Origin of the sequence: Burkholderia sp. NRF60-BP8 (assembly GCF_001522585.2) — a bacterium.
Taxonomy (GTDB): domain Bacteria; phylum Pseudomonadota; class Gammaproteobacteria; order Burkholderiales; family Burkholderiaceae; genus Burkholderia.
In genome coordinates this window covers 869,268-891,809 of the sequence record NZ_CP013373.1, presented here as the reverse complement: position 1 = coordinate 891,809, position 22,542 = coordinate 869,268, and the positions used below count along the sequence as shown (strand labels likewise).

Annotated in this window: 16 protein-coding genes; 5 read left to right on the top strand and 11 right to left on the bottom strand. The window is 62.9% G+C overall.

Annotation, left to right across the window (positions count from 1 at the left end):
* Nucleotides 1-186 precede the first annotated feature (186 nt).
* Genes WS54_RS17275 through WS54_RS17255 form a run of 5 tightly spaced genes read left to right on the top strand, consistent with a single transcriptional unit; the run spans nt 187 to nt 5,624 of the window.
* The gene (locus WS54_RS17275) at nt 187-1,443 is read left to right on the top strand and encodes a lipopolysaccharide biosynthesis protein (protein WP_034206599.1); all 1,257 of its coding nucleotides are present in this window, start codon (nt 187-189) and stop codon (nt 1,441-1,443) included.
* The gene (locus WS54_RS17270; RefSeq protein ID WP_059779484.1) at nt 1,440-2,264 is read left to right on the top strand and encodes a glycosyltransferase; all 825 of its coding nucleotides are present in this window, start codon (nt 1,440-1,442) and stop codon (nt 2,262-2,264) included. The genes WS54_RS17275 and WS54_RS17270 overlap by 4 nt, the downstream gene beginning before the upstream one ends.
* Before the next feature lie 51 nt (nt 2,265-2,315).
* On the top strand, nt 2,316-3,452 hold the full coding sequence (locus WS54_RS17265; protein WP_059779482.1) for a glycosyltransferase family 4 protein: 1,137 nt from the start codon (nt 2,316-2,318) through the stop codon (nt 3,450-3,452).
* A 15-nt stretch (nt 3,453-3,467) separates the two neighbouring features.
* Nucleotides 3,468-4,490, top strand: coding sequence for a UDP-glucose 4-epimerase GalE (gene galE / locus WS54_RS17260; protein ID WP_059779480.1), 1,023 nt, complete (start codon nt 3,468-3,470; stop codon nt 4,488-4,490).
* A 27-nt stretch (nt 4,491-4,517) separates the two neighbouring features.
* On the top strand, nt 4,518-5,624 hold the full coding sequence (locus WS54_RS17255; protein WP_034206595.1) for an MraY family glycosyltransferase: 1,107 nt from the start codon (nt 4,518-4,520) through the stop codon (nt 5,622-5,624).
* A gap of 87 nt (nt 5,625-5,711) precedes the next feature.
* Here the strand turns inward: WS54_RS17255 and WS54_RS17250 are convergent, their stop codons facing one another.
* From WS54_RS17250 to WS54_RS17205, 11 genes are all read right to left on the bottom strand, one after another.
* Complete coding sequence (locus WS54_RS17250) at nt 5,712-7,595, bottom strand: polysaccharide biosynthesis protein (protein WP_059779478.1); 1,884 nt, start codon at nt 7,593-7,595, stop codon at nt 5,712-5,714.
* Between the two features lie 12 nt (nt 7,596-7,607).
* A complete protein-coding gene (locus WS54_RS17245; RefSeq protein WP_059779475.1) occupies nt 7,608-8,624 on the bottom strand; it encodes an MraY family glycosyltransferase in 1,017 nt (338 codons plus the stop codon).
* 7 nt (nt 8,625-8,631) lie between these two features.
* Nucleotides 8,632-9,597: a UDP-glucose 4-epimerase family protein gene (locus WS54_RS17240; protein WP_059779472.1), complete on the bottom strand. Its 966-nt coding sequence runs from the start codon at nt 9,595-9,597 to the stop codon at nt 8,632-8,634.
* Entirely contained in the window at nt 9,594-10,430 is an 837-nt protein-coding gene (locus WS54_RS17235) for a glycosyltransferase family 2 protein (RefSeq protein WP_059779470.1), read from the bottom strand. Before WS54_RS17235 ends, WS54_RS17240 begins: the two co-directional genes overlap by 4 nt.
* Nucleotides 10,431-11,209: 779 nt before the next feature.
* Nucleotides 11,210-16,105 (bottom strand): FkbM family methyltransferase, encoded by a 4,896-nt coding sequence (locus tag WS54_RS17230; protein WP_236872797.1) that lies wholly within the window; start codon nt 16,103-16,105, stop codon nt 11,210-11,212.
* Nucleotides 16,106-16,150: 45 nt separating this feature from the next.
* Complete coding sequence (locus WS54_RS33685; protein ID WP_159086682.1) at nt 16,151-16,288, bottom strand: hypothetical protein; 138 nt, start codon at nt 16,286-16,288, stop codon at nt 16,151-16,153.
* Nucleotides 16,285-17,175, bottom strand: a complete 891-nt coding sequence (locus tag WS54_RS17225; protein WP_059779466.1) for an NAD-dependent epimerase/dehydratase family protein — start codon at nt 17,173-17,175, stop codon at nt 16,285-16,287. Before WS54_RS17225 ends, WS54_RS33685 begins: the two co-directional genes overlap by 4 nt.
* A 4-nt stretch (nt 17,176-17,179) precedes the next feature.
* Nucleotides 17,180-18,214 (bottom strand): GDP-mannose 4,6-dehydratase, encoded by a 1,035-nt coding sequence (gene gmd / locus WS54_RS17220; RefSeq protein ID WP_059779463.1) that lies wholly within the window; start codon nt 18,212-18,214, stop codon nt 17,180-17,182.
* 110 nt (nt 18,215-18,324) lie between these two features.
* A complete protein-coding gene (locus WS54_RS17215; RefSeq protein ID WP_059779461.1) occupies nt 18,325-19,767 on the bottom strand; it encodes a mannose-1-phosphate guanylyltransferase/mannose-6-phosphate isomerase in 1,443 nt (480 codons plus the stop codon).
* Between the two features lie 98 nt (nt 19,768-19,865).
* Nucleotides 19,866-21,743: a glycosyltransferase family 2 protein gene (locus tag WS54_RS17210; RefSeq protein WP_059779459.1), complete on the bottom strand. Its 1,878-nt coding sequence runs from the start codon at nt 21,741-21,743 to the stop codon at nt 19,866-19,868.
* Between the two features lie 42 nt (nt 21,744-21,785).
* Nucleotides 21,786-22,538 carry an ABC transporter ATP-binding protein gene (locus WS54_RS17205; RefSeq protein WP_059779457.1) on the bottom strand — a complete coding sequence of 251 codons (753 nt, stop codon included), beginning with the start codon at nt 22,536-22,538 and terminating at the stop codon, nt 21,786-21,788.
* Nucleotides 22,539-22,542 lie beyond the last annotated feature (4 nt).

The window sequence follows — 22,542 nt, the reverse complement described above, 5'->3', positions numbered from 1 at the left end:
CGCGGGTGCCGCACATGATACGTGGCTGCCGGCACGACACGGCGAGCAACGGCTGGAGCAGCCGCGATCACACTTATAATCGCGGGTTTTGATGACGCGCATGTCGCCCATTTTAATGCCTAGCCGTCCCGCCGCCGCCCACCCGCCGTTTCCGGCCGCCCGCCGCGCGCGCCGTCGCTGCCGCGCATGCTGAAGCGCTTCGGCAACCCGGACGTCGCGAAGGCCGTCGCGAACCTCGTCTGGCTGGGGCTCGAACGGCTCACGCAGATCGGCGTCGCGATCGCGATCAGCGGCCTGCTGGCCCGTTATTTCGGGCCAGATGTGTTCGGCAAATGGCAGTATGCGAATACGCTTCTCCTGGTACTGGCGCCGCTCACCTGGGTGTGCGGCGCGGAAATCCTCGTCCCGACCATCGTCCAGCGCCCGCCCGCCCAGCTCGGCGCGGTGCTCGGCAGCGCGTTCGTGCTACGCATCGCCGTATCGGCCGCCGCGCTCGTCGCGACCTGGATCGCGATCGCCGCGGGCGCCTTCGACCCGCTGGTCGGCGCGATGCTCGCGGGCCTGGCGGTCACGATGGTGTTCCGCGAGCCGTTCGTCGGCGTGATCAACGCGTGGCTGCAGAGCATGACCTACAGCAAGCCGCAGCTCGTCACCAGCATGGTCACCGCGCTCGCCAAGGCGCTGCTCGTCTGGCTGCTGGTCCGCGCGGCCGCCGGCCCCGCCCGCTTCGCGTGGCTGTGGGCGCTGGAAGCCGCCGCGATCGGCTTCGCGCTGCTGCTGTACTACCGCCACCGTAACGGCGGTGCGCTCGGCTGGACGTTCGATACCCCGCTGTTCCGGCACTTTGCGACGGCCGGCACCGTGTTCTGGCTCGGTCTCATCTGCATGTACCTGTTCCTGAAGCTCGACCGCCTGATGCTCGAGCGCCACGTGTCGTTCGCCGACCTCGGCCGCTATTCGGCCGCGCAGCAGCTCAACGAGAACTGGATCACCCTCGCGCTGATGCTCGCACAGACGATCGCGCCCGCCTTCGTCTACCGCGTGCAGGACGTCGCCCGGCTGCGCCGCAACATCGTCCGGCTGATCGCGATGACGGCCGGCCTGATGACCGCCGGCGCGCTCGTGCTCGACGCGGCCGCCCCGCTGATCGTCGGCAAGGTGTTCGGCCGCGGCTACGAGGCGTCGGTCGACATCTTCCGCTGGGCCGTCTGGCTGTCCGTGCCGGCCGGCATCGAGGCGATAGGCAATCTTATCGTTCTCAAATATCAAGCAAAATTCGTGTTGCTGACGAAATGGCTGCTCGCGCTGGCGATCGCCGCGCTCGTCAACCTGTTCGCGATCCCGCGGCTCGGCCTGTACGGCGCGCTCGTCGGGCTGGCGGCCGGCTATCTGGCCGCCGCCGCCGTCAACTTTTATTACATCCGTTTCAAGCTGCGAACATGACGTCCCCCGATTGCCCGCCCCCGCTCGACGACGTGGCCGTGCTGATGCCGGCCTACAACGGGCACGACGACGTCGTCCGCACCCTCGCGTCGTTTCGCGAGGATGCGCCCGTGCACGTGCTGATCGTCGACGACGGCAGCACGCCGCCGATCGTCGCGCCCGACTTGCCCGGCCTGTCGATCGACGTGCTGCGCATGCCGCGCAACGGCGGCATCGAACGCGCGCTGGCGGCCGGCATCGATGCGCTCGCGGCGCGCGGTTTCCGCTACGCGGCGCGCATCGACGCGGGCGATCTCGCCGCGCCGCACCGCCTCGCGAAAGAGCGCGCCTATCTCGGCGCCCACCCGCGCGTGGCCTGCGTCGGCATGTGGACGCAGGTCGTGTCGCGCGCCGGCGAGCCGCGCTTCATGCTGACCCCGCCCGCCGATCCGCGCACGCTGCGCCGCACCCGCTTCCTGCGCTCGCCGCTCGTGCATCCGTCGGTCATGTTGCGCATCGACGCCGTGCGCGAAGTGGGCAACTATCGCGCGAAGTACCGCGCGGCCGAGGATCTCGATCTTTTTTTACGGTTAATGCAACGCTACGATTGCGCGAACCTGCCGGAACTCGGCCTGTATTACGAGCTCAACGAGGGCGGGATCAGTGCGACCAAACGCCGGCGCCAGCTCGTGTCGACGCTCACGCTGCTGCTGCGCTACTTCAACGTGCTCAACCCGTACGACTGGGCCGGCCTCGCCAAGAACCTGCTGCATTTCGTGACGCCGTACCGTACGCTGCAGCGGATCAAGCAGACGCTGTTCGCCGCGCGGCCGTCCGCCTGACGCGTATCCGGCCCGCTCGGCAATTTCGACGCTTTATTTTTTCTTTTTTTCATGTCCGCCACCTCCCCGCTGCGCATCGCGCTCGTCTGCAACACGGCCTGGGCGATCCATACGTACCGCCACGGGCTGATCCGTGCGCTCGTCGCGCGCGGCGCCGAGGTCGTCGTGATCGCGCCGCACGACCGCACGGTGCCGCTGCTCGAGCAGATGGGCTGCCGCTACGTGGCGCTCGCGGTCGCGTCGAAAGGCACGAGCCCGCGCGAGGATCTCGGCACGCTCGCCGCGCTGGTGCGCCACTACCGCGCGCTGCGGCCCGATCTCGTGTTCCATTACACGATCAAGCCGAACATCTACGGCTCGGTGGCCGCGTGGCTTGCGCGCGTGCCGTCGATCGCAGTGACGACGGGGCTCGGTTACGTATTCATCCAGAAGAGCCGCGCGGCGAGCGTCGCAAAACGCCTGTACCGGTTCGCGTTCCGCTTCCCGCGTGAAGTCTGGTTCCTGAACCGCGACGATCTCGCGACCTTCACCGACGAACGGCTGCTCGCGCATCCCGAGCGCGCGCGGCTGCTGCACGGCGAAGGCGTCGATCTCGACCAGTTCGCGCCCGTGCCGCTGCCCGCCGGCGACGCGCCCGTCTTCATCCTGATCGGCCGGCTGCTGTGGGACAAGGGCGTGCGCGAATACGTCGAGGCCGCGCGTCGCGTACGCGAGCGCTACCCGAACGCGCGCTTCCAGTTGCTCGGGCCGCTCGGCGTCGACAATCCGAGCGCGATCGGCCGCGCGGATGTCGACGCGTGGGTCGCCGAAGGCGTCGTCGAGTATCTCGGCGAAGCGCACGACGTGCGCCCGCACATCGCGGCGGCCGATTGCGTCGTGCTGCCGTCGTACCGCGAAGGCGTGCCGCGCACACTGATGGAGGCATCGGCGATGGGGCGGCCGATCGTCGCGACCGACGTGCCGGGCTGCCGCGACGTCGTCGCCGACGGCGAAACGGGTTTCCTGTGCCGCGCGCGCGACAGCGCGAGCCTCGCGGAGCAACTGAATCGCATGATCGCGCTCGGGCCGCAAGGCCGTGCGGCGATGGGCGCACGCGGCCGGCACAAGGTCGCGGCGGAATTCGACGAACAGCAGGTCGTCGAACGTTACCGGGAGACCATCCATTCGTTGACAGGATTCACACTCTGAAGGAGCGCATCAGCAATGACCGCTAAAGGCACCATCCTCGTCACCGGCGGCGCCGGCTATATCGGCTCGCACACGGCCGTCGAACTGCTCGACAACGGCTACGACGTCGTGATCGTCGACAATCTCGTCAACAGCAAGGCCGAGTCCGTGCGACGCATCGAGCGGATCACGGGCAAGACGCCCGCGTTCCACCAGGTCGACGTGTGCGACGAAGCCGCGCTGGCGAAGGTGTTCGACGCGCATCCGATCACCGGCACGATTCACTTCGCGGCGCTCAAGGCCGTCGGCGAATCGGTCGCGAAGCCGCTCGAGTACTACCAGAACAACATCGGCGGCCTGCTCGCCGTGCTCAAGGTCATGCGCGAGCGCAACGTCAGGCAGTTCGTGTTCAGTTCGTCCGCGACCGTGTACGGCGTGCCCGAGCGCTCGCCGATCGACGAATCGTTCCCGCTGTCCGCGACCAACCCGTACGGCCAGTCGAAGCTGATCGCCGAGCAGATCCTGCGCGATCTCGAGGTGTCGGACCCGTCGTGGCGCATCGCGACGCTGCGCTACTTCAACCCCGTCGGCGCGCACGCGAGCGGGCTGATCGGCGAAGATCCGGCCGGCATTCCGAACAACCTGATGCCGTACGTCGCGCAGGTTGCGGTCGGCAAGCTGGAAAAGCTGCGCGTGTTCGGCTCCGACTACCCGACGCCGGACGGCACCGGCGTGCGCGACTACATCCACGTCGTCGATCTCGCGAAGGGGCACATCGCCGCGCTCGACGCGCTCGCCAAGCGCGACGCGAGCTTCGTCGTGAACCTCGGCACCGGCCAGGGCTACAGCGTGCTGGAAGTCGTGCGGGCGTTCGAGAAGGCGTCGGGCCGCCCGGTGCCGTACGAACTCGTCGCGCGCCGCCCGGGCGACATCGCCGAATGCTATGCGAACCCGCAGGCCGCGGCCGACATCATCGGCTGGCGTGCGACGCTCGGCATCGAGGAAATGTGTGCCGACCACTGGCGATGGCAGGAGGCGAACCCGCGCGGTTTTGTATAATCCGCTGTCCATTTTTCGAGCGATCCCATGCTCAGCTTCGCGTCCGGCTTCATCGTCTCCTTGCTCGTCACGCTGTTCATCGTGCGCTACGCGCACCTTCACGAGAAATTCTCGATCGACAGCGATCTGGCCGGCGTGCAGAAATTCCACGTGCGGCCGGTGCCGCGGGTGGGGGGCATTGGGATCCTCGCCGGCGTCGTCGTGGCCGGGCTGCTCGTATCGCGGCGCTATCCGACGATCGCCGGCAGCATTCTCGGGATCGCTGCCTGCGGGTTGCCGGCGTTCCTGTCCGGCCTCGTCGAGGACCTGACCAAGCGCGTGTCGCCGCGCGCGCGGCTGCTCTGCACGATGGGCGCGGCCGCGCTGGCGTTCTGGCTGATGGGCATCGCGGTCAAGCGCATCAGCGTGCCGCCGCTCGACTTCCTGCTCGGGTATGTCGCCATCTCGGCGTTCATCACGGTGCTCGCGGTCGCGGCGCTCGCGAATGCGATCAACATCATCGACGGCTTCAACGGGCTCGCATCGATGGTCAGCTTCATGATGTTCGCGTCGCTCGCGTACGTCGCGTTCCACGTCAACGACCCGGTCGTGATGTCCGCGTCGATCATCATGATGGGCGCCGTGCTCGGCTTCTTCCTGTGGAATTTCCCGGCCGGGCTGATCTTCCTCGGCGACGGCGGCGCGTATTTCATCGGGTTCATGCTCGCGGAGCTCGCGATCATGCTCGTGATGCGCAATCGTGAAGTGTCCGCGTGGTACCCGGTGCTGCTGTTCATGTATCCGATCTTCGAGACCTGCTTCTCGATCTACCGGAAGAAGTTCATCCGCGGGATGTCGCCGGGGATTCCGGACGGCGTGCACCTGCATATGCTCGTGTACAAGCGGCTGATGCGGTGGGCCGTGGGGACGAAGCATGCGCACGATCTGACGCGACGCAATTCGCTGACTTCACCTTATCTGTGGCTGCTGTGCCTCGTCGCGGTGATTCCGGCGACGCTGTTCTGGCGGCATACGGTGCATCTGTTCGTGTTCGTCGTGCTGTTCGCGCTCACTTATGTGTGGCTTTATCTCAGCATCGTGCGGTTCAGGGCGCCCAGATGGATGGTGGTGCGCAAACACCGACGGAGCCGCTGAGCGATACGTCGCTTCCTTCCAGACAAAAAAAGCGCCCTGCCGGGCGCTTTTTGTTCGTCGCAACGTGCGACTCGCAGCGTGATCGCGTCACCCGTTCGATGCGACGCGCACCGACGGCACGCTCTGCAACACGGGGGCAACGGCCGTCTGGTATTCCGGCACCCAGCGCCGCAGATCGCGCCGCACTTCGTCGTCGGACAATACGCGATGCTGCATCAACCACGGCAGCAATTCATCGAGCAGGTTGTCCGGTACTTCGCGCGCGCGCGCGATCCGCAGTTTCGGGTGCGGCGTACGCGTCGTCGCCTCATCGTCCGCCAGCAGTTCCTCGTACAGCTTCTCGCCCGGCCGCAGCCCGGTGAACTCGATGCGGATCTGCTCTTCCGAGAAGCCGTACAGGCGGATCAGGTCGCACGCGAGGTCGACGATCTTCACCGGCTCGCCCATGTCGAGAATGAAGATCTCGCCGCCCTGCCCCATGCTCGACGCCTGCAGCACGAGCTGCGATGCTTCCGGAATCGTCATGAAGAAACGCGTGATTTCCGGGTGCGTGACCGTCACCGGGCCACCCTTCGCGATCTGCTGCTGGAACTTCGGGATCACGCTGCCCGCGCTGCCGAGCACGTTGCCGAACCGCACCGTCTCGAACTGCGTGCGCCCGCTCGTCTGCTGCAATGCCTGGCACGCCATTTCGGCGAGGCGCTTGCTCGCGCCCATCACGTTGGTCGGATTGACGGCCTTGTCGGTCGAGATCAGCACGAAATGACGCACGTCGTGGCGGATCGCCGCCCGCGCCACGCGATAGGTGCCGAGCACGTTGTTGCGCAGCGCCTGCCATGCGTTGTGCTCTTCCATCAGCGGCACGTGCTTGTAGGCGGCTGCATGGAACACGATGTGCGGCGCGTGGCGCGACATCACCTGGTCGAGCAGCAGCGAATCCTTCGCATCGCCGATGATCGGCAAGACGGGAAGATCGGGGAAGCGCTCGCGCAGCTCCTCCGTCAGCCGATACATCGCGTATTCGGACAGGTCGAACGCGACGAGCTGCGCCGGCGCGAAGCGCAGGATCTGCCGGCACAGCTCGGAGCCGATCGAGCCGCCCGCGCCCGTCACCATCACGACGCGGCCGCGCAGCAGCGCCTCGACGTGCGGCGTGTCGATCGTCACGGCATCGCGGCCGAGCAGATCCTCGAGGTCGATGTTCCGCACCTGCGACAGGAAGCCCTGCCCCGGCATCAGTGCGGTCAGCGAAGGCAGCACCATCGCCTTGACGCCGGCGCGCACGCACAGCGTCGCGACGCGACGCTGGGTTTCGACCGACGCCGACGGAATCGCGATGATCGCGTATTCGACCTTCATCGCATCGGTCCAGTGCTTGAGATCGTTGAACGAGCCGAGCACCTTGTAGCCGTAGATTTCGCGGCCCTGCTTCGTGACGTCGTCGTCGAGCAGGCCGACGAGGCGCCATTCGCCGGAGCGCGACAGTTCGCGCGCAAGGCTCGCGCCGGCCGTGCCAGCGCCGAGCACCAGCACCGGCTTGCCCTTGCCGACGAGCCCGCCGTACAGGTAGTACTCCTTGGTCGCGCGATACAGCGCGCGTGCGCCGCCCATCGCGAGGAACAGCATCAGCGGCGACACGAGCAGCACCGAGCGCGGGATGATCGGCTGCGGCTGGAACATCACGGCGCCGATCATCACGATCACGCCGCCGCCGACTACGGCCTTTGCGATGCGCATCAGGTCGGGCAGGCTCGCGAACACCCACAGCCCGCGGTACAGACCGAACCCGTGGAACATCAGTGCGTAGACGGGCAGCACCCACGTCAATGCCATTAGCGCGCCGCTCAGGAAATCATGCGGAACGCTGCCGTTGAAACGAACGAGATAAGCGAACAACCATGCGGCGACGACGGCCGTCAGGTCGAACAGGAAAGCACTCAGGGACAGCCAAGATGCTCTGGATCGCAACATCGGCGGGAAACCTCAAGAATTGTTTTCGGCGGCCGCTTGAAACCGGTGCCAGCGCCTGTCGATCAACCATCCGAACCACGCCAGGACGCCATACCACGCGAGGAACGACAGCCATTGCTGCAGTTCGGGGCGGCCCTTTGCCCACACGGCCAGAATTATGCCTGCGAGCATGATGAGGTACCAATAAAGAGCGGTCCGACCGTGACCTACGCCCGACCGGACCATCCTTTGATAATAGTGCTCACGGTGTGCTTGCCAGAACTTTTCGCCGCGTAACAGACGTCTCAAAAGTGTTACAGATGCGTCAGCAATAAAGGGCGCGAATACCATCGCGGGGAACCAGATCGGCCAGACATCGGTACGCCAGCCCCAGTAGCCCAGCGCGCCGGCCAGGAAGCCGAGCGGAATCGAGCCGGCGTCGCCAAGAAATAGTCTCGCCGGGTGGAAATTGAGCAGAAGAAAGCCCAGCGCCGCGCCGGCGACCGCTGCCCCGGAAACGACGAGATCGGGCGACGCCTGTGCCCCACTGAGCGCCGCGACCGCGTACCCGCCGAAGCCGAACAGCGCCATGCCGCCCGCGAGGCCGTCGGCGCCATCCATGAAGTTGTACAGGTTCGTCAGCCAGACCATTGCGAAACCGACACCGGCGAGCAGCCACCAGGGCGCATCGGCCGGGAACACGACGATCAGTGCGACGACGGCCACGAGGTGCGCCGAGAACCGCACACGGGCTGGCAGCCCGCGCCGGTCGTCGATCTGCGACATCGCAGCCAGCCCGGCAGCGGCGATCGCGATCAGCCACAGTCGCGGCGCCAGCATGAGCAGCGCAACGACACAGACCGGCACGATGCCCCATCCGCCGACTCGCGGTGTCGGCAGTGTATGGAGCGAACGATCGTTCGGAACATCGGTGGCAAGACGCCAGGCCAACCCGGTGGCGAGCAGTACGCGGAGAATCGTCGTCGAGGCGAATGCGGCGGCCAGAGCTACCGCGGCCGTGGTGAGCCAGGTGGGATTCGCGAGAAGCATGTGGCTTTTATTTTCGTGTATCGCGCGAACGATACCATGCGGCGGTCGCTTCGAGGCCCTGGCGGGTCGTATAGGGTGGATGCCAGTCGAGCACGCGCTTGATCCGGCCGGTGTCGAGTTGCAGGCTGCCCGTCAGGCGGTCGATAGCCGCGCTGCGGCCGGTCAGGTTGCCCGCCACACGCAACAGGGCCGGCGGAACCGCCAGCAGCCGCGCCGGTTTGCCGAGCGCGTCGCCCACGAGGCGCAGCAGGCCTGCGACCGTCGGTGCGTCGTCGTCGGCGACGTGAAAGCATTCGCCGGCTGCGCGCGGATCGACTGCGCAACGCAGCAGCGCATCGGCGAGATTGTCGACGTAGACGATGCTGCGGCGCGCTGAAACCGCGCCGAGCGGCAGCGGGACTCCACGTGCGACGGCATCCATCATCCGCAGGAAGTTGGCCCGGACAGTCGGACCATAGACGAGCGGCGGACGCACGACGACGACGTCGAGCCCGGCCGACGCGCCGAATTGCGCGAGTTGCCGTTCAGCACGCAACTTCGAACGGCCGTATGCATCCTGCGGGGCGGGTTCGAACGCTTCCGACAGCGGTACTCCGCCGTCGCCCTCGCCAACCGCCTTGATGCTGCTCGCGAACACGATGCGGCGCACGCCGTGATGGCGCGCGGCGTCGGCGAGACGCAGCGTGCCGGCGACGTTGGTGGCATCGAACGCAGCGTCGGGATCGGGGGATTCGTCACGCATGACGTGCACGCGGGCGGCGAGATGGATCACGCAATCGGCGGCCAGGTCGACGGGCCACGCGTCATCCACACCCGCGAAATCGGCAGCGTCGTGGATCCATTCGCGCACGCCGTCGATGCAGCCGCCCGGACGTCGTACCAGCGCGGTAACCGTGTGCCCGGCTTGCAACGCGAGTCGGCAAACTGCCCGGCCGACGAAGCCGTTCGCGCCGGTGACGACGAGGTGACTCACCAGAGCCTCCAGCCGAAGCGGTTGTAGAACTTGAAGGCCGATGCCGCAAACATGCGGATGTGCGCGAAGCCCTTGCGGGATGCGCCGCCGCCGTGATGGATCACGCGCACCGACGGGACGTACGCGACGCGGGCAACCTCGTGCGTACGCAGGCTGAGGTCGTAGTCCTCGAAGTACAGGAAATAGCGCGGATCGAAGCCGCCGAGTTGCTTCAGGACTTCAGTGCGGAACAGCATGAAGCAGCCGCTGACGATGGGGGGATCCCAGACGATGTCACGGTCGTTGATCACGTCGCGCATTTCGTAGTGGGCGAGGCGGTTGGCAAAAGACGCACGGAACCGCGCCGGCAGGAAGCCGCGCACGAGCAGATCGAGTACCGCCGGATAACGGCGGCAGAGATACTGCTGCCCGCCCGTGTCATCGCCGATCCACGGTGTGAGCGCACCTGCTTCGGGACGTGAGTCGAGAAATGCACGGGCGGCAACGAGCGCGTCTGCGTCGAGATCGACGTCGGGATTCAAGATCAGGTGAAACGGGCGTGTCGACAATTCGATCGCGAGATTGTGCCCACGTCCGTAACCAACGTTGCCGTGGCCTGACAGAATCCGGGTGGTAATGCCTTTCGTAGCGAGATCATCAATCAATGCAGCAACGTCGCTCAGTCCACCGTTATCAACGAGGAACAGTTCGACCGGAGAGGCAGCGCAGAGGCGCGCACACGCTGCACATAGGCTAATCAGCGTCTGCCCCAGCTGAGCGCTATCGGGCTGATAAACGACGATAGAAACCGACAATCCTTCGGCATCACGGGGTTGCTGGCTTGTTACATTCATCCGTAGTTCGGCTACGCGCTTATCAGACGAAGCGCAGGTTAGGCAGTCCGGCAGATTGCGGGAAGGCGGGTGTCGCCACCGCCTCGACCTGGCGGGCGAATTTGCCGGCGCGTTTCACAGTGCCCACGACGCAATTCTAACGTCAGCATGGTCATCGTCGGCATAAAAAGCTGCCCCTTATTTCCGGACGCCATTCAATGTCGTTGGTGAGCACCACGCGACACTGCGCGATCCCGCACATCGCGTCTCGGCAAAAATAGAAACACCCTCGCGAACACACGTATCGCCTCGCAGCATCATTGCCTTCACGCCGACCATGGTTCGGCATCCGTACGATGTGTCGTCACAACATTCATCCGTTGCTCCGAAGCAGGACAACACGTCGATACGTGATGCGACGCCAGCAACAATGACAAGGACTTCTTCGAAGATCGAGATATCAAGAGCGTCGCATGGACCGACTCCGTGCAATACGCTTGCGTCTTGCGTGCCAAATGCGACGGCAAAATCGTCGGAAGGGCTCGAAAATTGCGCAGCTGCCGCGGTTTCTGACAACCAATCTTCTCAGCCTTGAAAAGACCTCAGGTCACTGGCACGCGCTTATCGGTTTCGCCCCCTCAAGCTACGGCCGATAAGGCACTACGCACTCGCCGGCGGCGGCCGAATCCGGCGGACATTGCCGGACACGCCACCGTCCGGCAGTGCCGCTGCGAAACGTCGGATCAAGTTACGGCGCCGACGCTCAACCGAGACTGATGCCGGCATCATGTGGCAACTGGTTACCGGCTGCCGGACTTCCCGGGCATCGCGTCGAGGATTTCATTGATACGATCCGCCGCATGGTAACCCGCCGTGGTCAACGACAGATTGACGCGCGCGCTCTCGCGCGCGCGGGCACCGAGTTCGCGCGCCCATTCCTGATTTTCGAATACCTTGCGCATCGCTTTTGCCGCCTCATCCACCGAAGGCTCCGCCCAGTGGAGATTGGCGTCGTACGGAGGAATCGGTCGTCCCAGTTTCACGAGATCGTACGGTACGAGAAGGCTGTTGCTGTCGTCCATGAAGTCCACGTTGCCGGAGTAGTTCGTCGCAATGACGGGCTTGCCCATCAGCATGGCCTCCGCCATCGTGAGACCCAATCCTTCGCTTCGATGCAGAGACACGTATGCATCGCATGCATCCATGAGCGACAGTACCTCGTCCGGCGAATACACCTGATCGATGATCTTGATCTTCACCCCCGACATCTCGGCCGCGAGCTGCAATTCCTTGATCTGGGCCGGATGACGATCACCGAACGAAGTCTTCAGCACCAGACAGACCGGGTCGTCCGGCCCGAATGCCTTGCTGAACGCGCGAATCAATCCCATCGGGTTCTTGCGCTCCATGACGCTCATCATGTGGAACGTAAACAGGAACGTATACTCGCCGTCGTTCAGTCCGAAGTACGATCGATCCCGGCGCTGATATTGGCCAAGCTGCACCCCCGGGAAAATCGTCCTCACCGGAATGCTCAATCGTTCGCGTAACCCCTTGGCAACGAACTCGGTTGCAGTCCAGACTTCATCGACGCGTGCGGCTTGTTCGAGCCAGCTGTCCGGTATCGAATCGAACTCCCAGTACCAGTATGCGATCCGGTAGGTTCGCTGCGCGCGCTCGAGCAAATCGGACCGCCCGTACGCATCGTCGAAGAACGGTTCCGGCTGCGTATGAATGATCGTGACGTCGAAATCTTCCGTACCGGAGAAATCGACGTGATGCGGATCATCCCTCTGATCGGTACGAAGATCGCGTAAGGACGTCTGCATGTCGACCTCGCGCATGCCCTTCACCAACGCTTCCGCCGAGACGCGCAGACCCGACGGATAACAGAAGTGCGCGATCACGTTGACGCCAGGCTTCGCCAGCGACGCGGCCACTGCGTCGGTCTCCAGCGATTCACACCATGAACGAATGTCGTGCGGCAACGCGGCTTCGTCCGTTCGCAGCCATTCAATCAGCGCACGCGCCTCGGCCGCGTTACGCAGCGCCGCCGGAAAACGATCGCGCCAGTCTTCACGGGCGTTGTATGCCGTTCGAATCTGCTCGGCAGGCGACAAGTCGATCGGCCAGGTCTCCGGCACTCCCCACGACTCGTGGACCCGGTATGTTGCGGCAAACCACGCAGCAAATGCCGAACGCCCGAAAACCGTCAACCCGTCCGGATGGAGTCGCTGCCACGCTGGTGTAAAGCGATAGGCTTCCACGACCTCACGGGCCGGCGCTTCCGACGCTTGCCAAAAGAGCCACCAGATTTGCTCGAGTTGCAGGTCCGCGTCGACACGCCCATGCTGGATAAACCATTCGAACAGATCCGCCTGTCCGGCCGGCGTCAGCCCGTGCGGCATGAGTGCCCGGACATCCTGACGGAACATGAAAACCTGTCGTGCCGGCGCACCAAAATCCTGTTCGAACAATTGATCGATCGCCGCGACGCCCGCGTCAGTCAGGCCGAGGTCACGTCCGCCGCCCGCAAGCAGCCATTGCGCAAATGCGCCGTTGCGTCCGGCCGAAAGTGCCTGCGGGAACCGGACGCGAAGATCGGCCCGGCGACGCAGCAAATCCAGACACCAGCGCGCGGCGCTCCAGATATCCGAAACCTTGTGGACCGGCTGCGGGGGCCACACGACCTCGTCTCGCGCCAATCCCGCGATTTCCATGCAAATGCCTTCGTCATCGAGACGAAGCTCCCTCGCCGACAACGGAAGCGAACCGGTGTCTCGAAGCTGCCGGTCGAGTTCCGCACGAACACCGACGCTACCCTGCAAACGAAGGGTCGGAATGGCGCAATGTCCATCCAGTTCGGGGTGAAGATACGGGTCCTCGTCGATGCCCAAGTGACGGATGTCGTCGGCCAGGCGCCGGATATCCTCGACCGGATTGCTGTTCCCTCTCGTCGCCCCTTCGTGATGCACGAGACAGGCGTATGGCGTATAGGCCGTACGATAACCGGCACGCCAGATGCGCATGCACAGCGCGACGTCGCTCATCGCAATCAGATACGATTCGTCGAACCCGCCGACCTCTTCGAAGGCGCTTCTGCGCACCATCTGGCAGGCGCCCATGATCGCAAGCCAGTTTCGCGGATGATCCGGCGAGCCGAATACATCCCATTCGATGCCGCCGCCGCTCCGGTACATCAATGCGGCGAGATGAATGCCGATCGACACGCCTGCATGCTGCAATTCCAGCGATGGGTAGATGAGCTTCGTACCCACCACACCTACGCCCGGACGCATCGCAAATCGGACCAGTTCCTGCAGCCAGTCGCTCTTGATGATCTCGATATCATTGTTCAGGAACAGCAGAAACTCGCCACGCGCTCTCACCGCACCGAAGTTGCACGCGGCCGAATAATTGAACTTGTTCCGGAAATGGACGACTCGAACCTGCGGTTCGGATTCCAACTGCTCGTAGTATGCGAGCGTCTCGGCATCATCCGATCCCGTATCGACGATGACGATTTCCTTGTTTGAATAGTCCGTTGCATGCAGCAGGCCCTCCAGGCACATCCGGAGCAGTTCCGGCTTGTTCTTGGTGGGAATGACAATCGAAACCAACGGCGCCCGCTCGATCTGCCAAGTGGCATGCTGGGTGCCGTTTTGCTGGGTTTCAACGGTCACCGCGCTGCTAACACCGTGACGCTCCCAATATCGCCGAATGACCGCACGATGATCGCCGGCTTCAATCGTGTCGGGCGCGGGCCGTTCCTGGCTGGCCCCCGGCTTGCGATGGCACAGTACCTTTGGAACACGAATGATGTTCTGCGCATGGTCGCTCACGCGCAGGTTGAGATCCCATTCAACGGCGGTCGCGGCAGTGATGTCCACCCCTCCCGCCTGCGTCACCAACGCGCGGCGAAGCAACGTCAACCGTCCGAAGTAGTTGAACGCATAGAGAAGATCTGGTGACCAGGATGGCTTGAAATACGGTCGTTCCCGCGTTTGCGACGTCGACTGCACATCCTCGTCGCCATAGACAATGTCCGCCCGCGGCGACTTTGCGAGTACGGAAACAACGTCGCTCAGCGCACCGGGCGACAGAATATCCCCACTATCGAGAACGGCGACGAACACGCCCTTGGCGTGATCAAAGCCCGTTGCAAGGTTCGCCGGCCGCCCCGGGGCCACGCCAGACGCGGCAACAGCGATCACGCGCGAATCGGCGCTCGTCCACTCTTCGACGAGTTTCAGCATCGCCGCATCGCAGTCGGAGTGAACAACGATGGCTTCCCAGTTTCGATACGATTGTGCGCGAATCGAGCCGACCGTTCTCGACACGCTCTCGATCGATTCCACATCGGCAAGCAAAAAGCTCACGAGGGGCCCATCGACCTTGATTCGGGCATCGGGGCTCGACCGGGTTTCGACCGTGCGAATCCAGTCGGCGTACCGACCCGACGACGCGGCACCGGGAATACCAACGTCTTGCAGGACTTCGACCTGATCACTCACGGCCTGCTGCTCGCGAAGCAGGGTCGCGCGCCGCTGCCGCAAGAACTCCAGCCGCGCCGGCATCCGCCACGGAGTAGCCAGCCACCATGCAGCCTTAGCTACCTGACGCGCGCGCCGCCGCGCAGCCGGGGGCATCATCGCCCCGATCCGGCGCGCCGGGGAGGTCGCGCGCCAGAACATCGATTGCGTAACGGCCTGATACTGCTGCTCGACCAGCTCGGCTCGATGACTGGCTTGTTGTACCACCACGTCCCGGCCGGACAGCGCCGAACGTAATTCAGCGATCTGGTTCTCCGCATCCTTGTGCCGACGCTTGTGTTCGTGCTCCGTCTCCATCCGCCGGCGTTCCATCGCCTCTGCCTGGCGCATCAACTCCTTGTTCAGGCGTTCAAGCTCCTGGTACTTTGCTTCGTGCTCTTCCAGTATCTTTTGCACCTCCGTCCGCCGCACGGATTCCACGGCATCGCGTTCCCGTTGCTCCGCAGTCGCCACCTGAGCGGACAATGTCTCGACTTGCGCAGCTAACTCCGCCGTCCTCGCGGATACGAAATCATCAAAAACGTTGGGCGGATACTTGAACGCGTCGACGAGTTCGGATCGCTCGCCAGCGACATAGAACCGGTTGAGCCCATCCGAATAGACATGCACGTAGCTCGCGCCCAGAAGAATGCCCTCCCACTCCTGATGGGATTCCTTCTGGGTCAGCGGCAGCGTTGCCTCCACCACGACGATCCACGGCCGGTTGCGTTTCCAGTCGTTACCGGCCAGCACCGCGCGCTCGGCCCCTTCGACGTCGACTTTCAGAAAATGCACCTCTCGCCCGGCACTGACGTATTCGCGCCAGATGTTGTCAAGGGTCGTCAGGGCAACATCCTGGACATTCTCGCTCCACCCAGCCGCAACGTGTTCGCCGGCAATCGTGCCGTCAAGCGTCGACAAACCGGTGTCTTGAAACAAATGGATACGTCCCGTACCCGCGCTTTCACCGACCGCGACCCGAAGGTTGATATCGCGGGGACGCCGACTTTCGAGCTCGGCAAAATACATCGGATTGGGTTCGACATTGATGCCGCTCCACCCCATCTCACTGAATGCCCGAGTCACCGAATGCTCGTCGGGAGACCATGCGCCTACGTCGATGTAGAAACCGGCCATCACATGCTGCAGCGCGCGATGCAGCATGACGTCTTCGAGATTTTGCGCGTAGGAAACTAGAGGCATAAATTTTCACTTACCTGGGCTATGAGAATTCGAGTCGGTATCGAAGAAAACGTCGGCACCACCCCGATTTCCTGCATGTCTGGCCATGACCGTGCCGTGCATGCCGGCCATGCCTGACATGCCGTCAACAGTCAGTTCGCTCATGGACGCTCCAGCATCCATGCAAGCGTATTGCGAAGCGGTATCGCGTGAGTCGAACCGATCGCATGTTCGAGCGCCCGGCAATTTCCGACGAGCTTGTGGACCTCGTTCGCACGCACGAACTGTAGATTCACCGCCACTTCCAGTTCGTGCCCGGATAGTTCCTGCACCATCGCCAAGACATCCTGCAGCGAATATCCGACGCCTGAGCAGACGTTGAACGTGCGTCCTGCGAAGTCTGCTTCGATCAGCTTCCGATACGCTGCGACCACCATGCGCACATCCGAGAAATCCCGCACGACATTCAGATTGCCCAACTCGATGCGTGCCGCGCGCTCGCTGAAATGCCGAACGATCTTGGGCAGCAGGAATCGCTCGTCCTGACCGACGCCCGTGTAATTGAACGGTCGCACGACGACGATCGGAAGTTTGTCCTGCCACGTGCGCGCGACCATTTCCATCGCCAGCTTGCTGATCGCGTAATCGTTTGCGGGCGCCGGCGCAGTGGATTCGTCGATCACTTCCCTGTCGGAATTGCCATAGATGTTCGCGCTGCTTGCCAACAACACGGCTCGCGGCTGACACGCAGCGCGGGTCAGCGCATCAAGCAGGTTGCGTGTCCCCACCACGTTGGTCTGGTAGATCGCACCGACGTCACCGTGCTGAACGAACGCGATGGCCGCCAGATGCACGACGGCATCCGGCTTTTCGTCCGACAGCACGCGAACCAGCGCGTCGGTATCAAGCAGATCGCACACGTGCGTGCGCCACGGCGCACCGGCAACCGGCTTGTGAACGATCCCGCAGACTTCGTGACCCGAGTGGATCAACTCCTCCGCCATATAGCGGCCGGTAAATCCGTCCAGGCCCGTTACGAAGACTTTTGCCATGGCCTTAGAACGAGAAGCCCGCTTCGTTGCGACGAATGTCAGCCTCGACCATCATCTGGCAAAGCTGTTCGAGCGTCGTCTTCGGCACCCAGCCGAGTTCCTTGCTTGCCTTCTCGGGATTGCCGATGAGCAGATCGACTTCGGCCGGCCGGTAGAATTTCGGGCTGACCTTGACCACGGCCTTGCCGGTTCGGGTGTCGACGCCCGTCTCGTTCTCGCCGGCACCTTGCCACGCGAGCTCGATACCTGCCGCCTGTGCCGCCATCGCCACGAAATCCCGGACCGTCTCGGTCCGGTTCGTCGCGAGCACGTAGGTATCGGGGCGTTGCGCCTGCAGCATGCGCCACATGCCTTCGACGTATTCCTTCGCATAGCCCCAGTCGCGCTTGGCGTCGAGGTTGCCGAGTTCCAGTACGTCAAGCTTGCCGAGACGAATCTTCGCAAGACTGTCCGTAATCTTCCGCGTCACGAACTCACGGCCGCGTAGCGGCGATTCGTGATTAAACAGGATGCCGCTGCAGCCGAAGATGTTGTAGCTCTCGCGATAGTTGATCGTCATCCAGTGCGCGTAAAGCTTGGCGACGCCGTACGGGCTGCGCGGATAGAACGGCGTGCTTTCAACCTGTGGCACGGCCTGTACCTTGCCGAACATTTCCGACGTGCTGGCCTGATAGAAGCGGATCGCAGGATTGACCGTGCGAATCGCCTCGAGCAGGTTGAGCGCGCCGAGCCCGGTAATTTCGGCGGTGGTCGCCGGCTGATCGAACGACACGCCGACGAAACTTTGGGCCGCCAGGTTGTAGACCTCCGTTGCCTGCGTCGTCTGAAGCAGGCGGATGCTTGCGCCAAGGTCAGTCAGATCGTATTCGACGAGGTGAAGATTAGGATGATTGCTGACACCTAGCTCGTCGATACGCCAAAAATTCACCGAGCTAGTGCGCCGATAGGTTCCGTAAACAGTGTAGCCTTTCTCGAGCAGAAGCTCCGCAAGATACGCACCGTCCTGCCCCGTAATGCCAGTAATGATCGCAACAGTCATGTTCTTTCCAGTTTATTCAGTATGTTGAAACTCCGGCCCGAATCGTCGATCGCGGTCACGCCATGCGAATGGCTGATGTGACATGAATTCACGCCGGATTCCAATCGTGGTTACTTGCCCGTCGCCGCGACGACGTCCCGCCCATAGTTGTCATCGAGGCGGACGATGTCGTCTTCGCCGAGATAGGAGCCCGATTGAACCTCGATCAATTCGAGCGGAATCTTTCCCGGGTTCTGCAAGCGATGCGTCACGCCCAGCGGAATATAGGTCGACTGATTTTCGCTCAGCAAAATGACCTGGTCGCCATTGAACACCCGCGCAGTACCGCGGACGACGATCCAGTGTTCAGCCCGATGATGGTGCATCTGAAGGCTGAGCGACGAGCCCGGGTTGACGATGATGCGCTTGACCTGAAAGCGTTCCCCTTGGTCGATACTCTCGTACGAACCCCACGGCCGGATGACCTTCCGGTGCGTCACCGATTCGTGTCGCCCCGACGCACTGAGACGCTCGACGATCTTCTTCACGCGCTCCGACTGATCACGATGCGTGACGAGGACCGCGTCCGCCGTTTCGACAATGATCAGATCCTTGACGCCGATGGCCGTGACCATTCGATGATCGGCCCGGATATAACTATGGGAAACCTCGTCGGTCAGAACATCGCCCGACAGCGTGTTGCCCGTATCGTCGGTATCCGAAATATCCGCGAGGGCGGCCCACGAGCCGATATCGCTCCAGTTCAAATCGGCGGCCGCGACCATCACCGCGTGCTCAGTTTTCTCCATCACCGCGTAGTCGATCGAGATGTTCGGGCATGCCTGGAATGCATCGGAGTCAAGTCGGACGAAATCCTCGTCTCTCTTTGCCTGCTGGACCGACATCGTGACCCGGTCGAGCACTGCCGGCTCGAAACGCTTGAGTTCGTCGAGATACACCGAGGCCTTCAGCATGAACATGCCGCTGTTCCAGTAATAACCGCCTTCCGACACGAAACGCGCCGCCGTTTCCGCATCTGGTTTCTCGACGAACGCATCGACACGGAACGCGTCGTCGTGCGACGCCAATGCATTGCCGCTACGGATGTAGCCGTAGCCTGTATGTGGCTTGGTTGGCTCGATACCGAACGTGACGAGATGCCCGTCGTTTGCGATATCGCGTGCCTTATCGGCCAGCCTCGCGAACACCGCGTCGCTCAGGATCACATGGTCGGACGGCAACACGAGCAGCAACGCGTCCGGCGATTGCTCCATCGCGAGCAACGCCGCCGCCGCGACCGCAGGCGCCGTGTTGCGCCCTACCGGCTCCAGCACGACCGCCGACGCAGTCACGTCGATACTGCGCAACTGATCGGCCACGATGAAGCGTTGTTCTGCATTGGTGATCATGATCGGCGCTTCGACACCAGGCACGCCCCGCAGACGCAGCACGGTTTGCTGAACCAGCGTGTGTTCTCCGGCCAGCTTGAGGTACTGCTTCGGATAACCACCCCGAGACAACGGCCAGAGACGGGTGCCGCTACCGCCACACAGGACTACAGGGAAGATGTTCACGTCAACTCCGTTACGATATACCTTCGATTTTTCCGACCGCCGAATCAGTACGACTCATTGATTCCGGCGGCATCCGGCCTGCATCGCCGGGCACGCGCTCAGACGAGCGCACCCGCCCGCGACGGCCAGGCCAGACCGATATCCTCTTCGTTCAACGTCAGATTTGGACTGTATGAGGAATCATTCCGCAGCAGCTCTCCCCAGTGCTTTTGCATGTACTCGGTCTCGCCGTCGAATCGAGCCTGTTTGACAGGATCGTCCTCGTAACCGCGCGTCGCCGACTCATGGTGATACAGTTCCGCATACGGGGTCCAGACATTGCGATAGCCGGCTTTCAGCAAGCGGAGACAGAAATCGATATCGTTGAACGCGACGCCCAGATCCTGTGCGTTCATTCCAGCCACTTCACGATAGACCGCCTTGCGCACGATCATGCATGCAGCAGTCACCGCTGAGAAAGCGCCGATCAGGCTCGCGCGACCGAAGTACCCGAACGATGTGCGAGGAATGTGCTTGTGCACATGTCCGGCCACGCCGCCCAGCCCCAGCACTACGCCGGCATGCTGGACGGTATCGTTCGGATAGAGCAGTTTCGCGCCCACCGCGCCAACGCCGGGTTGCAATGCAATGCTGACCATTTCCGTCAACCAAGCGGGGGAAATCACCTCGATATCGTTGTTGACCAGTCCGATGACCTCGCCAGCCGCCACCTCGACGGCCGCATTGCACAGCGCCGCGAAATTGAACGGTCGATCGTCGCGCAATACCCGGAAACGCGCGTTGCCCTCGAGCGACGCGAGGTAGTCCAGTGTTTCTGGGTCATCCGAGCCGTTGTCGACGATGATGATTTCGTAGCGTTCGTACGTCGTCTTGCCAACGATGCTCATGATGCACTGCCGAATCAGGTTCAACCCGTTTCGCGTCGGGATGATCAGGCTGACGAGCGGCGCCGGATCGGGCATCGCATAACGCGCACGGTAGCCGTTTCCCGCGTACTCCGCCACACCGCGGACACCTGTTCGCTCGAAATGGTCGTTGAGCGCCCGCTCGCCGGCCACTACCGCATAGGGCTTTGCGTCGGTCCCCGACGAAGTGCTTTCCGCATGGACGCGCCAGTGATACAGCACCCGCGGAATGTGATGAATTGCTGCGGCGCCCGCCCGGTCGACACAACGAAGGGCCAGATCATAGTCCTGGGATCCTTCATACCCCTCGCGGAACCCTCCGACTTCATCGAGCAGCGCCTTTTGGAATACTCCCAGATGACTAAACATATTCTGCGAAAGGAACAGATCGGGGTTCCAGTCACACTTGAAGTAAGGTTCACGGCGCTTGCCCGAGCCATCGATCTTGTCTTCATCAGAATAGATCATCCGAATCGACGGATCCCGCACGATCACGTCCGCGACGCAATACAGCGCGTGTTCCGGCAGCAGGTCGTCGTGATCGAACAGCGCGACCCACGTTCCTGTCACCAGTTCGAGCGCAGTATTCGATGCGGCGGAAATATGGCCATTCTTCTGCCGAAACGCGACCTTGATCCGAGGGTCCCGGGAAGCGTAACGTTCGAGCAGTGGGCGGATGGCCGGATTCGTCGACACGTCGTCGGCAATGCAGAGTTCCCAATGCGGATAAAGTTGTCCACGGATGGACTCGATCGCCTCCGCCAGCCAGCCAGGATCGGGATTGTAGACGGGCATCACCACCGAAATCAGCGGCGGATTCTCGAAACCGTCGATGCGCTCGCGAATGGCCGCTCGCGTTGCGTCGTCAACCTGATCGTAACGGCGCACCCATTCTGCATAGAGAACCGGATCGATGACACCCGGCGCGCCCGCACGCAACCACGCTATCCGGCTCCTCACGCCCGCGAACCCTTCCCGGCGAAAGATGCCGTAAGCCTTGCGCGCGACCAGTCGCAATCCACCGTCACCCGCCACCCGATTCACGAACGAACGTGCTTTGCGCAACTTCATCGGTTCAGCACCCAGCCATACCCGCGTTCGACTTCACAACCATCACTCCCCCACCGAAGCAGCATATTGCGACACGACGTCGTCGACCTCTCCGAAAGCACGCACACGCCCGCGCTCCATCCAGAGCGCCTTGTTGCACACTTTGCGGATTTCCTTGTTCGAGTGCATGGCGAGCACGACAATCTCAGCACGGTCGTGCAGTTCTTCGAGACGTGCCTCGGCCTTGTGCATGAACGACGCATCACCCACGCCCATGACTTCGTCGAGCAGCAGGATCTCGGCGTCGACCGCCGTCGAAACGGCAAATGCGAGCCGCATCTTCATGCCGCTCGAATAGGTACGGATAGGCAGATCGAGGTAGTCGCCTAATTCGCTGAACTCGGCGATATCGTTCTGCTTTCTGCGGATCTCCCCGTCGGTCATGCCGAGCAGCAGGCCACGTAACCGGATGTTCTGCATGCCGGTCGAGTTCTCGTCCATACCGAGACTAATATCGAGCAGCGGCACGACCTTGCCCTCTCGCGACAACGTACCGCCCGTCGGGGAATAAATGCCCGCCATCGCACGCAGCAGCGTCGATTTGCCTGCGCCGTTGTGTCCGATGAGCCCCACGCGATCGCCGCGATCGAAGCGAAAACTCAGGTCGTCGAGCGCACGGACGACAATGACGCCATCGTTGCCCTCCGCAATCCGGTTGCGTCGTCCCATGCGAAGCACCTGCTTCTTCAGCGAACGGCCTTGCACGTCGTAGATTGGCAAATCCAGCGTCACGTTCTTCAGTTCGATGTGTGCCATGTCG